Origin of the sequence: Chryseobacterium sp. ON_d1, assembly GCF_006829085.1 — a bacterium.
In the GTDB taxonomy this organism is placed as follows: domain Bacteria; phylum Bacteroidota; class Bacteroidia; order Flavobacteriales; family Weeksellaceae; genus Chryseobacterium.
In genome coordinates this window covers 508,831-523,677 of sequence record NZ_BJTC01000001.1, presented here as the reverse complement: position 1 = coordinate 523,677, position 14,847 = coordinate 508,831, and the positions used below count along the sequence as shown (strand labels likewise).

The window sequence follows — 14,847 nt, the reverse complement described above, 5'->3', positions numbered from 1 at the left end:
CTTTTTAAGAATAGAATTGAACAAAATTGTGATAGGCTGTTTCCACATCATGATGGTCAATTTCCCACAATGCTTTTGCTACTGCATCTTTCAAACCTTCAACTAAGGTAAGATCTGTATCCCAGAAAGAAATTTCTCCTAATGCCAGTTCTGCTACCTTTTCATAATCGTTGGTATCCCAGATTTCTTTGAATCGGCTGATTATGACCTCTTCATCATTCAACGGAAGGGCTCTCTCATTAAAATTTCCCTGGTAGAATCTGATTAATCCCGCCAGAGAGAAGGTTAAATTAAGTGGCAGCTTCTGATTAATTTCTACGTATCTCAATACACTCGGAAGGATTCTCACTTTAAATTTAGAAACAAAATATAAGGCAATGCTTGCCAGGTAATGCTTGATAAAAGGATTTCTGAATCTGTCAAACACTTCTTCCGCAAACTCTTTCAGTTCATTTTCATCCAGCCCTAAAGTGGGGTTTACTTCATTGAAAATTGAATCTCTTAAAAACTGTCCGATAAATGGGTTCTCAATAGATTCTTTTACCGTTTCTTTTCCTGATAAAAGTGCCGGAGCCAGCATTAAAGTATGGCCGCCATTCAAAATTCTCACTTTTCTCAGGCGATAAGGCTCAATATCATCCACTACCAGAATCTGTTCATTGATCTGATCAAAAGGGATTCTCTCTTTCAGATGATGGGCATCCTGAATGACAAAAAGTAAAAACACTTCCGAAACAACCATCATCTGGTCTTCATAATCCAGCTGCTCTTCGTAGGATTCCGCATCCTCTTTTGGATATCCCGGAACAATCCTGTCAACCAACGTATTGTGGAAATAATTACACTGTTCAATCCATTGCACAAAGTCCTCTTTTAAATTCCATAATCTGGCATATTGAATAATAATATCTTTTAAAACAAAGGCGTTATCTTCAATCAGTTCACAAGGGATGATTCTCAATCCCTTTTCTGATGCTCCTTTGAAATGTTTAAATCTTTCATATAATAAAACCGTCACTTTCGCCGGGAAGTTTTTGTGTGGGCCGGAATATTGATCTTCAGTTTCATCATACGCAATTCCCGTTTCTGTAGTATTGGAGAAAACAAATTCCAGTTCCTCTTCTTTTGCCAGTGCAAGGAATTCGTCATAATTCGTATACGGATTGATTGATTTCTGAATGGCAGAAATGATCTGCTTTTCATCAATAATTTCATCTTTCTTTATTCCTCTTGTAAAAAGGGTGTACAGATTATCCTGCTCTTCCAGTCTATGAACAGAACCACCCTGTGTAGGCTGAACATTGGCAATTCCAGCATTGAAGCCTGCTTTTTTATTCAATTGATCAATCACATAATCAGTGAATCCCCGCATGAAATTCCCTCCTCCAAACTGTATGATTTTAATCGGAAGCTTTTTCTGAGAACCATTGAATTCACGATTTAATTTTTGTTTTATCTGATTTTCCATTTTTTCTAATTTGAATGAAACTATCCTTGCGTATGATAGTTTGTATTTCTATTTAATTACTTTGTATTTCGGAACCAAAGTCTTCATAACACTCCAGGCAATCAGGTAAGCCACTGCACATACGGAGAAGATAATCATGTATCCTTTATCTATTCCATCGGAAATAATGACTCCTGACTTTTCCAGATCATGAACAAAATTTTCAGGCAGACGTTCATTGATGTATTGCGGATATTTTTCCAGTAAAGGCATTCCGTCCACAGTAGTCCACGCTTTATGAGCATAATCAAACAGAACTCCTGAAGATTTATTGATTAAAAATGAACCGATTCCACCTGCCATTCCTCCGATTCCGGTAATGGTTGCAATGGCTTTTTTGGGAAACATATCGCCTACCGTAGAGAAAATATTGGCAGACCATGCCTGATGTGCTGCTCCTGCAATTCCGATAATCAGAACCGGAATCCAGTAGGAAACAGAACCTAACGGTTGTGCCAGCAGAGCCAGCAGCGGGAAGAATGCGAAGATCAACATCGCTTTCATCCTTCCGGAATAAGCATCCATGCCTTTTTTCTCCACAAAATATTTAGGAAGCCATCCTCCTATAATCGACAATAAAGTGATCATATAAAGAACGAAAAGAGGAAAGGCACTCTGTGTAGAATCCATTTTGTAAACGGAACTTAAATATGCCGGTGTCCAGAACAGGAAAAACCACCAGATGCCATCCGTCATAAACTTTCCAAAAGCAAAAGCCCAGGTCTGTCTGTGACTAAAACATTCCTTGAAAGAAAATTTCTTTTCCAACACTGGCGAATCCGCAGGCAGATCATCCTGATCCTGCTGAATATAGGTAAGCTCATGCTTATTAACCTTATGATGCTCGTGAGGTTTTTTGTAATAAAATACCCAAAGCCCCATCCACACAAAACCTAATGCTCCGATGATGATAAATGCCCATTCCCAACCCATCGATTTTGCGATAAAAGGAATCGTAACCGGCGCAGCCAATGCTCCAACCGTAGCTCCGGCATTAAAGATACTGGTAGCCAGCGCCCTGTCTTTCTTAGGAAAATACTCAGCAGTGGTTTTTATTGCAGCAGGAAAATTACCTGCTTCCCCAACAGCCAGAACGAAACGGGCAAAAATAAACAATGTCACGCTGGTACTGATAATGGCTCCCACATGATCTACCCTTCCGATAATCTCTTTGGATTCTTCAAAACCTACCCACCAGCTTCCTGTCAGGACCCCTGAAGTAGCAATTCCGCAGAACGCATGAAGTACCGCTCCTACAGACCAGATTCCGATAGCCCAGAGAAATCCCTTTTTGGTATCCATCCAGTCTACAAACTTTCCGGCAAAAAGCATACTTATTGCGTAGAAAATAGAAAACAATGCGGTGATATTTCCGTAATCATTATTGTTCCAGTGAAATTCCGGAGCGATGAAATCTTTCCATGTGAGTGACAGTACCTGCCGATCCATATAATTGATGGTCGTTGCAATAAAAAGGAGCAGGCAGATCGTCCATCTGAAGGTACTCGGTTTCGGAGATATTTCTTTTTTCATATCAATCATTAATAGTATTGATTTTTATTGATTTTAACAATAGAACAAGACAAAAACTATCCTTTCCATGCTATTTAAGCACAGAATCTATTAATTTTTTAAACCATTATTATTTAATTAAAGAATTGAAAAACAATTAAGTTGAGCTTCAATGGTAACTCTTTTCAAAGTTTTTACTTAGTTTTTAAATTTCTTGCTGGTTTAAAACAAAATGTAAGGATCATTATCTTAATTCATTAATAACCTGAATCGAACGGGCAACAGCTTCTGTAATCTTTTCATAGTCATATTCTCCTCCCTCATTTTTCACAAACAGCTGCGAACCTAATCCTACACAATAGGCTCCTGCAGAAATCCATTCGGTAATATTTTCTTTGGTGGGAATCACTCCGCCTGTAGGCATAATATTTGACCATGGCATCGGGTCTTTTACCGCCTTGATAAATTCCGGACCTCCCACCTGTGTTGCCGGGAATATTTTTACAATTTCAGCACCTAATTCCTCTGCATAAGAAATTTCAGAAACGGAACCACAGCCGGGCATCCACGCAATTTTTCTCCGGTTACAAACTTTTGCTACTTCCGGGTTTAAAGAAGGCGCTACAATAAAGTTGGCTCCATTCTGAATATATAAAGAGGCCGTTGCCGGATCAATGACAGAACCTATTCCCAATATCATTTCAGGAATTTCTCTGGCTGCATATTGTATCAGCTCGGCGAAAACCTCATGAGCAAAATCTCCTCTATTGGTAAATTCAAAAACGCGGGCGCCTCCCATAAAACAGGCTTTTACAATTTTCTTGCAAACTTCAGCATCTGCGTGATAAAATACAGGAACGATGCCTGTCTGCTTAGCTTTTAGGGCTACTTCTATACGACTAAATCTTGCCATAATTATCTTTTTATTCTTCCTCCTGAATTTCCGTTCATCACTTCCAGAATATCTTCTGTACTTGAATAGTTAATATCCCCGGGGATGGTATGTTTTACAGCACAGGCTGCGTTTGCGAAATTCAATGCTTTTTCGTCATCAAAATTTTTCAACCCATAAATCAACCCCGCGGCAAAAGCGTCTCCTGTCCCGATTCTGTCTACAACAGGATTGATTTCCAGAAGATCGGTTTCAAAATACTTCTCGTCGACCCATGCTCTTCCCTGTGTCTGTTGGGAACTCGCGGTAACACCTATTCTGATTTTATCAAAAATCCTGTGAACAGAAGGAATCTGTTGTTTTAATTCTTTGCAGGCTTCCATGAAACCTTCTTTATCTGAAGAAAAATGGGTTCCGAGAATTTCGTTAATTTCATTCACTCCACCGATAAAAACAGTGGAATATGAAACCAGTTCCTTGAGCACTTCAGCTCCGTTTTTACCATATTTCCAAAGGTTTGAACGGTAGGCAGGATCGGTTGTAACTTCAACCCCCATGTGTTGAGCGGTTTTCAACCCCTCTTTCAAAGCTTCATAGGCAGATTCCGAAATACCGGGACTGATTCCTGTCCAGTGGAAGTATCCGCATCCTTCAAGCGCTTTTTCCCAGTCTATTTTTTCAGGCCGGATGTTCGCAAAAGAACCGTTCAGCCTGTTATACGCAATTCTGCTGGCACGAACCGATGACCCTACCTCAAGGAAATACAGTCCCAGAGGATGTTCATTCCTTTTGATAAAGGAGGTATCAATACCAAAACTCTTAATAAAAGAAACCGCAGATTCTCCGACAAAGTCATCGGATACACAGCTGATATGCTGTACTTCGCAGCCCATTGTTGCCAATGAAGAAGCGACATTCAGCTCTGTTCCTCCAAAAAAGAACTCCATTTCATGGCTTTGTTTCATGGTTCTGTTTCCGGGTGGGGAAAGCCTCATGATCACTTCACCGAATGTGACTATTTTGCTCATGGTATTCAATTAAAAATCAAAATAGTTTTTCGCGTTATGATAGCAGATATCTGAAATGGTTTTCCCAATCAGTTCAATATCATCCGGCAGTTCGCCATTCTTCATTTCTTCTCCGAAAAGATTACACAATACCCTCCTGAAATATTCATGTCTCGGATAAGAAAGGAAGCTTCTGGAATCTGTAAGCATTCCTACAAAGCAGCTGATCAATCCCATATTGGAAAGGGCATTCATCTGTTTGATCATCCCGTCTTTTTGATCCAGGAACCACCATCCGGAACCGAACTGTACTTTTCCTTTGATGCTTCCATCATTGAAATTGCCGATCATCGTAGCGAAAATCTCATTATCAGCAGGATTCAGATTATACAAAATGGTTTTTGTCAGCTGATCCTTTCCGTCCAGTGTATTCAAGAATTTAGACAAGGTTTCTGCCTGAACAAAATCTCCGATAGAATCCCAACCGGTATCCGGTCCCAGAATTCTATGCATTCTTTCGTTGTTATTTCTCAAAGCTCCCAGGTGAAACTGCTGCACCCATCCGTATTTGTGATAAGCCTGCCCAAGGAATAGTAAAATTGCTGTTTTAAATTGATTAACCTGCTTTTCGGCAATGACTTTCCCTGCCAGTTTATCATTAAAAATAGCATTGACTTCCGCTTCCGAAGCTTCTTCAAAAGAAATATTGTTTAAGCCGTGATCGCACAGCCTGCAGCCATTGTTATGGAAATATTCAATTCTTGTAAGCAAAGCATCACATAAAGTCTGGTATGAGGTAATCTCAATACCTGCAGATACCCCAAGCTTTACCATATAATCTGCAAAATTGTGATTTTCAATCAAAATTGCTTTGTCCGGACGGAATGCAGTGCTTACTTTAATACTGAAATCGCTTTTCGCAAGGTCCTGATGGTAATTTAAAATATCTGTAGGATCTTCTGTGGTACATAAAGATTCTACATTCATCATTTTCAGCAAACCTCTGGTGGATTTTTCCGGTGTCTGAAGCTGAGCAGTGATATTCTCATAGATCTCCGATGCATTATCTTCACTTAATAACTCATCAATTCCGAAATATCTCTTTAGTTCCAGATGAGTCCAGTGGTATAATGGATTTCTTAATGTATAAGGAACCGTTTTTGCCCATGCTTCAAATTTCTCTTTGTCAGTAGCATCACCTGTAATGAATTTTTCGTTCACTCCCATGGTGCGCATGGCTCTCCATTTGTAATGGTCACCGGCAATCCATACTTTGGAGATATTTTCAAAAACGGTGTCTTCTGCGATGTCTTTAGGGATCAGATGATTATGATAATCAATGATAGGTTGTTTTTCTGCAAATCTGAAGTAAAGTTCTTCAGCGTATTTATTTTGTAATAAAAATTGATCTGTTATAAAAGGTTTCATTCTAGTCTAATCTGTAGTTATTCATTAGCAGGTTTTCCAATGGTGGCGAGAATTCCGCCGTCAACGTAAATAATCTGTCCGTTGATGAATCTGCTTGCATCAGAAGCCAGGAAAATAGCTGTTCCTGCCAGGTCTTCCGGGTTTCCCCATCTTCCTTCCGGAGTTCTGCTGATGATAAAATCGTTAAAAGGATTTCCATCCACACGGATGGGTTCTGTCTGGGACGTTGCAAAATATCCGGGACCTATTCCGTTCACCTGAATATTATGTTTTGCCCATTCTGTTGCCAGATTTTTAGTAAGCATTTTAAGGCCGCCTTTTGCAGAAGCATACGCCACTACATTATCGCGTCCCAGCTCACTCATCATCGAACAGATGTTGATAATTTTCCCGGATTTTCTTTTGATCATATATTTCCCGATTAATTTCGACATGATAAAAGGTCCGGTAAGATCCACATCGATTACTTTTCTAAAGTCTTCCACTTCCATATCAATAGCCGGGATACGTTTGATGATTCCCGCATTGTTGACAAGGATGTCTATTTTTCCATGGGCAGCTTCCATCAAAGCTACTTTCTGAGCAGCTTCCAGCTCATCCGTTACATCAAAAACATAACCGGTTGCCTGATACCCTTTTTCGTGGTAATAATTCAAAGCTTCTTCTAGTTTCGATGGTGTAGTGCTGGTAATTGCCAGCTCAGCACCAGCAGCAGCCAGGCCTTCCGCCATGGCCATTCCTAATCCGTGAGTACCGCCTGTTACAACAGCTACTTTATTGGATAAATCAAATAAATTCATGGGAAAAATTACTTTAGTTCGTTTGTTTTGATACCGTCCATATCACCGTAGTCCATATTTTCTCCGGCCATACCCCAGATAAAAGTATAATGAGTTGTTCCTACTCCTGAATGAATAGACCATTCCGGAGACAGTACAGCCTGTCTGTTGGTCATAAACAAATGTCGGGTTTCATGAGGCTGTCCCATAAAATGGCTTACCGTCTGCCCTTCTTCCAGCTCAAAATAGAAGTATGCTTCCATTCTTCTGGCATGGGTATGGGCAGGCATTGTATTCCATACACTTCCCGGGTGCAGTTCCGTCATTCCCATCTGAAGCTGACATGTTTCCACCACAGAATTCACAATCAGTTTATTGATCGTACGTTTGTTGGCGTACTTTTCCTCACCCAATTTCACAATTTCCGCTTCATTTTTCGTGATTTTCTTTGTGGGATATGAATGATGCGCCGGCGCTGAATTGATATAGAAATAGGTTTGTTCTTCGCCATCTTTCTCAAAAATGACTTCCTGAGCTCCTTTTCCAACATATAAGGCTTCTTTGTTCCCAAGCTTATATACCGTTCCATCTACAGTTACTTTTCCGGGGCCACCCACATTGATGACTCCAAGCTCTCTTCTGTCAAGAAAATGTTCAGCTTTCAGATCCTCTGTAGGTTCCAGCGTCAAAGCTTTTGAAGAAGGCATTATCCCTCCTACAATAAGCCTGTCATACATAGAATAGACTAATTTTATCTTATCCTCATTGAATAAATCATCGATCAGAAACTCCCTCCTAAGATCTTCTGTGGTATACTTTTTAACATCTTCCGGATGGTGGGCGTAACGAAATTCTGACTGTACCATACTTCTATTTTTACTTTTTCTTTTTTGCGGTTTTCTCAAACCTGTTAAACATTGTGTAATCGATTGCATAAAATTACACTAAAATTCGCAGAAATACTTGTGGGATAAATATAGAATTATTCTTCAATTAGTTAACAAAAAATTAATTTAAATTTTAAATAAACTGATTATCAGGTATATAAAATTAAATACAACCCCAATTCTCATCAGATTAAAAACTGTTTCGTTAAAAAAAATTAACCAAAAACAGGACGAAGCGAGCTGAAAAATATAAAATCATGCCAAAATAAAACGACATTTTCAAGATATTGAATCCACAAAAATTAAACACTTTTACAGGATATACTATATATATTGGGATATATTATTAAAAACAATAAAATCAACATTCAAAAAACCGATCAAAAAGATGACAAAAATCAGAAAATACATCAAAATTTTATTCCCGGATGCTCATTTAGGGATTTTAAGGATACAAAAATCGCATGAATTTTAAGTTATTTTTAAGTTTTCTAAATCATAAACATTAAAAAAAGAAAAATTTCTACCTAAACACAAAACATTCAGTACAAACAAACATTACCCTTATTTACAGCAGGTTAGACGATAAAAACCCGCAACATCCAGTTTAAATATTTTTATTCAAACCATCAAATTAATAAAAAAATAATATTTTTTTCTTTGCATATTGAAAAATAATATTAGTTTAGGAGCCAGAATAATGTTTTACAAAAAATTACGCAATCGATTGCACTAAAGCGTAAAGAAATATTAAAAAGCTTCATGACCACTAAAATCCGCAGAATACTTAACAGTCCTAAACAAGAACGATTGAAAAAACTTTCAACCAAGAATTAAAACTATAAGGATACACAATGGATAAAAGAGTACAATCAATAAAGTGGTTATATTTAACTGTTTTTCTGCTTCCTGTCCTTGCAATGGCTCAAGAAAAAGAAACGAAAAAAGATAAAGAAACCAAACTGGATGATGTGGTTTTAGTGGGATATACAAAGGTTTCTAAAAAAGATGTTACCAACGCTGTTTCTTCGGTGAAAGGCGAAGCGCTTAAAGATATGCCGTCCACCAATGCTGCTGAAGCCATCCAGGGAAGACTGGCCGGAGTGCAGGTTTCCCTGAGTGAGGGATCTCCCGGAGCTGATGTGGATATTGTAATCCGCGGTGGAAACTCCATTACCCAAAGCAATGCCCCACTCTATATTGTAGATGGTGTACAGATGGATAATGCCCTGACGATCTTATCTCCCAAGGAAATAGAATCAATTGAAGTGTTAAAAGACGCTTCATCAACCTCCATATTCGGGTCAAGGGGAGCCAACGGTGTTGTTCTGATCACAACAAAAGGAGGCCGTAAAAAAGGAAAGACAACGATCAATTATAATGGTTTTGTAGGCGTAAGAAGCATTCAGAATAAAATAGGTGTTCTGGATCCTTATCAGTATGTACTATACCAGTATGAACAATACTACAAGAATGGAGACCTGAAAGATATTGAAACCTTCAACACCCGATACGGAACATTTGACCAGCTGGATAAATATAAATCTGTGAAGAATGTAAACTGGCAGGATAAGCTGTTTGGAAGAGAGGCATTCAACTTTACCCATAACGTATCATTATCCGGCGGAAATGAAAATTCTGCCTTTTCCCTGACTTTAAATAATGTGGAAGAAGACGGAATCATGATCGGTTCCGGATTCAAACGAAATATGGCCAACTTCAGGTACGATTATGATATTTCAAAAAAGCTGAGCATAGGCCTTAATGCCCGTTACAGCCGTCAAATGATTTATGGGGCCGGGACCTCTGCTTCCGGTTCGCAAACCACCAACCGACTGAGAAATGCCGTGAGGTATCAGCCTTTTGAAGGCGGTTCTACCGTAAATGTGGATGATTTTGATCCGTTATTTGCAGACCAGACCAATCTTGTCAACCCGATACTCCTGGCCAATGATGAAGTAAAAGAAAGCGGAAGAAACGATTTATTGCTGAATGCAACGCTTGATTATAAAATCAGTAAAGACTTTACTTTCCGAAGTGTTATCGGATATGTGCAGAGAGACCAGATTGTCAATCAGTTTTCCGGTCCGGTGACCAGCCTTGCAAGACAGAATAATGATCAGCCTGTAGTATTTTTAAGCAATTCTCAAACCAGAAGAATTACTAATACCAACACCCTGAATTATAGAAGGGCATTTGGAAATCATAAGTTGGATTTGCTGGCAGGCCAGGAAACAGTAAGAACAGATGGAGAATCGACGTCTATCAATATCAAATGGTTCCCGAAATCTTCTACAGCACAGGAAGCATTTGCCAATTCACAGCTGGCTTCTCCTCCATCAGGAATGATTCAGGATGCTCCTAAAACAGCAAGAGAAGTAGACCGCCTTGCGTCTTTCTTCGGAAGAGTAAACTATATCTATAATAATAAATATATTGCAACAGTATCCATGAGAGCTGACGGATCCAGCGTATTCAAGCCTGGACCCAACCAGTGGGGGTACTTCCCGGCGGCCTCTTTAGCATGGAAAATCAAAGAAGAAAACTTCTTAAAACAGAGCAATTTTGTCAATGAACTGAAACTTCGTTTAGGATACGGAAAATCGGGAAATAACAGAATCGGGGCCTTTTTATATGATACTTTCTTCACCTCTTCTTCAGACTATGGATATGCTTTCGGGACCAGTGTTACCCCCGGTGCTACAACAGGAAATATCATGGCAAACCCCAACGTGAGATGGGAGACTGCAACTTCTTATAATGCGGGTCTTGACTTTGGTTTATTTAAAGGAAGACTTTATGGTACTATTGATGTCTACAAAACGCATACAAAGGACCTTTTATTACTGGCCAAAATACCACAGACTTCGGGGTATGAGTTCCAATATCAGAATTCAGGAAGCAGTGAAAACAAAGGAATAGAATTATCAATGGGAAGTACTATTATCAATAAGGAAAATTTCTCATGGAAAATTGATGCCAATATCTCTTCCAACAGAAATACAATCAAAAGTTTAGGAAACAATGCTTCTGCAAGTTCCAATTCTTACTACTACCCTTCCGGATGGCAGAATAACCTGTTTGACTTTCTGGTACAGGTAGGTAAACCTGTAGGTACATATTGGGGATATGTTACGGCGGGAAGGTATGAGGTGAGTGATTTTAACTATGATGCAGACACTCAGCTCTATACTTTAAAAGCTGGTATTGCAAGTTCTGCTGCTGTGGCCAACGGCGCTAAAGCTGTACAGCCTGGGGATCTTAAACTTCAGGACCTTAACGGTGACGGCGTAATTGACAGTAAAGACATGACTGACCTTGGAAGCGCACAGCCTAAATTCTACGGTGGTTTTACCCAGACCTTCCGCTATAAGAACTGGGATATGAGCCTTCTTTTCAATTTCTCCATAGGAAATAAGGTGTATAATGCCAACAAAGTAGAATATACAACTCAATATCTGTATAAAGATAACAATATGCTGGCTGAAGTGGCAGACCGTTGGAGATGGTTTGACAATGCGGGAAATAAAGTAACCGACCCAACCGCCCTTGCAGCTCTGAATGCCAATACAACGATGTGGACTCCACCTGCAGGAGCATACTTTCTGCATTCTTATGCGATTGAAGACGGTTCTTTCTTAAGACTGAATAACCTGACCATAGGATACAGCCTTCCCAAAGGATCTCTGGAAGCCATCGGAGTTAAAAACCTGAGACTGTATGCTACTGTGAATAATTTATTTACGATTACCGGCTATTCAGGATTTGATCCGGAAGCCAATACAAGAAGAAACCCATTAACTCCGGGAGTTGATTATTCAGCTTACCCAAGAAGCCGATTCATCTTATCAGGAGTAGATATCACTTTCTAAAACGAACGCTATGAACAAAAATAAATTTGCAAGCCTTTTCTTATCTCTTTTCTGCGCGATGACCCTGAACTCATGCAGCGACTATTTAGAGGTAGAAAACCTTTCCAATACCGCAGAAAAACAACAGTTCGACTCAGCACCGGATACTTTTGCTGCGCTTGTGGGAGTTTATAACAGTGCTATGGGTGACAATACCTATGGACAGAGAATGAACCTTATCCTTTCCCAGTCAGGAGACGATTTCAGGACATCAGGAGACTACAACGCCAATGACCGAAGAGGTGTAAGCTGCTTTGGAGCAGTTCCCACCAATACAGAATTGTTAAGACCTTTTCTGGATACGTACACGGGTATTGAAAGAGCTAATCTTGTGATTAAAAATATTCCCCTTTCCCCTGTTTATCAAACCGGATCCGCAGCTGATAAAAAGCTGATGGACCGTTATCTTGGAGAAGCATTGACCTTAAGAGCACTGTTCTACTATGATCTTATTAAAAACTGGGGTGATGTTCCTTTCCAGGACCGTCCTTCAGCAGATCTTCCTTCAGTATATCTGCCTAAAACCGATCGTGACATTATCTATGATCAGATGCTGGAAGATCTTGCAAAGGCATCTGCTTTAGTGCCTTGGAAATCAGAAGGAGGCACCACGGCTCAAAGATTATCAAAGGCTGCGGTAAAAGGATTAAGAGCGAGAATTGCTTTGGCAAGAGCCGGATATTCTCTCAGAAGAAGTCCTCAACTGATGGTACAGGGTACTAATCCTCAAAAATATTATCAGATTGCTTATGATGAATGTAAAGAAATCATCAATTCCGGGCAGCATAAATTAAATCCTAGTTATGAAGGGCTTTTCAGATCCCTGCATACCAACAGTCAGGATACAACGAATGAAGTTATTTTTGCCATCGGAGCGTTTGGAGGGAACTCAAGAACAGATTCAAAGATTGGTTATTATAACGGATTAAGACATGATGACTCAGACTGGAAATCAGCAGGCGGAATCAGTGCGATACCCACTTATTTCTATGAATTCAGCAAATATGACCTGAGAAGAGACGTCAATGTTGCCATCTTTAGAGTAAGCACCAGCAAGCAGGAAGATCTTCAGACCTCCATCAACTGGAATGACGGGAAATTCAGAAAATCATGGACCAGTATTACAGGAACTTCACAGAATTTAGGGATAGACTGGCCATTGTTGAGATATGCCGATATTTTACTAATGTTTGCGGAAGCAGATAATGAACTTCACAGCGGACCATCTCAGGAAGCTATTGATGCGGTAATGGCTGTAAGACAGAGAGCATACGCGGGAAATTTAGGCCAGGTAGGAACAATTCCGACTTCTAAAAACGCATTCTTTAATTATATTGTACAGGAAAGACTGCTGGAATTCGGAGGTGAAGGGTTGAGAAAATACGACCTGATCCGCTGGAATCTTCTGGAAACAAAGATCAATGAAACCAGACAGAAATTAACAGATTTCATGAACGGTACAGGAGCTTATGCCAACGTTCCAGAATATATCTTTTATAAAAAACCGGCATCAACCGTTGTCAATTATGTTCCGACAAAAACAGCACAGCAAAATGTACTGGATATGGATCTGTATGTGAATGGAATCAACAAAGCTGACGTTTTCTACAATCCTAACCAGAGTGTTGCCACGCCTTCAGGATATACAAAAATCAACTGGAGACTTGCCATGACACAGCCTTACATCAACGGAGATCCGGTGAAAAGTTATGCCTATTATTTCCAGCCTAATAAAAAGGAACTTCTTCCTATAGCACTGGACGTGATCAATTCAAATTATAATCTTACCCAGGATTACGGATACTAGACAGTTTAATTTTACATTCATATCAAGATACAGGCTGTATTCCCCAGGAAAGCAGTCTGTATTTTAAACCAAAATGCTTTATGAGATATTCTATCTTTTTTAGAAACTGTATGCTGTTTTCTGCTTTTTTAATTGCTGTATGTACCCTTCTTTCTTTCCAGACCAGAGATAAAACCATCGTGGTTTCGAAAGACGGAAAAGGCGACTTCACAACCGTTCAGCAAGCGATAGATGCCGTTGACAACAATTCTTCTCTGAGGACAAAAATTGTTATTAAAGCAGGAGTTTATAAAGAAAAAATTGTTATTCCTGAATCGAAAGGAGCTCTTTTTCTGGAAGGCGAAAATCCTGAAAAAACAATCATTACTTATGATGATTTTGCTTCTAAAAAAAATGCCGAAGGAAAGGAAATCGGAACTACAGGCTCGTCTACTCTATTTATTTACTCCAATGATTTCAGTGCTAAAAATATTTCATTTGAAAACAGCTCAGGAAAAGTCGGACAGGCGGTTGCAGTATTGACTTCAGGTGACAGGATTGCTTTTGAAAACTGCAGATTTTTAGGAAACCAGGATACTTTATATCTGAAAGGAGCTCAGGATCTTCAGGATAAGACAAAACCGTCAAGAAATTATTTTAAAAACTGTTATATAGAAGGCACTACCGATTATATTTTCGGGGCAGGAACAGCCGTTTTTGAAAACTGTGTCATTTATTCCAAAGAAACAGCAAGTTACGTTACAGCCGCTTCTACTCCACAGGAAAATGAGTTTGGATTTGTTTTTATCAATTCTAAAATTACAGGAAATGCAAAAGAACATTCGGTGTATCTTGGAAGGCCGTGGAGACCTTTTGCTAAAACAGTGTATATTGATTGTGAGCTTAATTCCTCCATAAAATCTGAAGGCTGGCACAATTGGAGCAAACCGGAAGCTGAAAAGACAACATTTTATGCAGAAAGCAACTCCCATGGCCCAGGAGCCAATGCCGTCCAGAGAGTTTCATGGTCACATCAGCTGACCCAGCAGGAAAGAAAAAAATATACGGCAGATAATATCCTTAGAGGCAAGGATAGCTGGAATGCTAAAAAAAACTTACAATAATTCAAATCCAGGTT

10 protein-coding genes are annotated in these 14,847 nt (G+C 39.4%); 3 read left to right on the top strand and 7 right to left on the bottom strand.

The window, feature by feature from the left end:
- Positions 1-4: 4 nt before the first annotated feature.
- The 7 genes from CRS_RS02240 to kduI all read right to left on the bottom strand — a co-directional run bounded on the left by CRS_RS02240 (position 5) and on the right by kduI (position 7,991).
- Positions 5-1,468 carry a tagaturonate reductase gene (locus CRS_RS02240; protein ID WP_142722456.1) on the bottom strand — a complete coding sequence of 488 codons (1,464 nt, stop codon included), beginning with the start codon at positions 1,466-1,468 and terminating at the stop codon, positions 5-7.
- 48 nt (positions 1,469-1,516) lie between these two features.
- Positions 1,517-3,040 carry an MFS transporter gene (locus CRS_RS02235; RefSeq protein WP_142722455.1) on the bottom strand — a complete coding sequence of 508 codons (1,524 nt, stop codon included), beginning with the start codon at positions 3,038-3,040 and terminating at the stop codon, positions 1,517-1,519.
- Positions 3,041-3,263: 223 nt separating this feature from the next.
- A complete protein-coding gene (locus CRS_RS02230) occupies positions 3,264-3,932 on the bottom strand; it encodes a bifunctional 4-hydroxy-2-oxoglutarate aldolase/2-dehydro-3-deoxy-phosphogluconate aldolase (protein WP_142722454.1) in 669 nt (222 codons plus the stop codon).
- A gap of 2 nt (positions 3,933-3,934) precedes the next feature.
- Positions 3,935-4,939: a sugar kinase gene (locus tag CRS_RS02225; RefSeq protein ID WP_142722453.1), complete on the bottom strand. Its 1,005-nt coding sequence runs from the start codon at positions 4,937-4,939 to the stop codon at positions 3,935-3,937.
- Positions 4,940-4,948: 9 nt separating this feature from the next.
- Positions 4,949-6,346 carry a glucuronate isomerase gene (uxaC, locus tag CRS_RS02220; protein ID WP_142722452.1) on the bottom strand — a complete coding sequence of 466 codons (1,398 nt, stop codon included), beginning with the start codon at positions 6,344-6,346 and terminating at the stop codon, positions 4,949-4,951.
- A gap of 17 nt (positions 6,347-6,363) precedes the next feature.
- Positions 6,364-7,146, bottom strand: coding sequence for a gluconate 5-dehydrogenase (locus CRS_RS02215; RefSeq protein WP_142722451.1), 783 nt, complete (start codon positions 7,144-7,146; stop codon positions 6,364-6,366).
- 8 nt (positions 7,147-7,154) lie between these two features.
- A complete protein-coding gene (gene kduI, locus CRS_RS02210) occupies positions 7,155-7,991 on the bottom strand; it encodes a 5-dehydro-4-deoxy-D-glucuronate isomerase (RefSeq protein ID WP_142722450.1) in 837 nt (278 codons plus the stop codon).
- 875 nt (positions 7,992-8,866) lie between these two features.
- Between kduI and CRS_RS02205 the strand changes: the two genes are divergently transcribed.
- The 3 genes from CRS_RS02205 (at position 8,867) to CRS_RS02195 (ending at position 14,833) form a co-directional block, all read left to right on the top strand.
- A complete protein-coding gene (locus CRS_RS02205; protein ID WP_142722449.1) occupies positions 8,867-11,884 on the top strand; it encodes a TonB-dependent receptor in 3,018 nt (1,005 codons plus the stop codon).
- Between the two features lie 10 nt (positions 11,885-11,894).
- Complete coding sequence (locus tag CRS_RS02200) at positions 11,895-13,730, top strand: RagB/SusD family nutrient uptake outer membrane protein (RefSeq protein WP_142722448.1); 1,836 nt, start codon at positions 11,895-11,897, stop codon at positions 13,728-13,730.
- An 80-nt stretch (positions 13,731-13,810) separates the two neighbouring features.
- Positions 13,811-14,833 carry a pectinesterase family protein gene (locus CRS_RS02195; RefSeq protein ID WP_142722447.1) on the top strand — a complete coding sequence of 341 codons (1,023 nt, stop codon included), beginning with the start codon at positions 13,811-13,813 and terminating at the stop codon, positions 14,831-14,833.
- Positions 14,834-14,847: the final 14 nt, after the last annotated feature.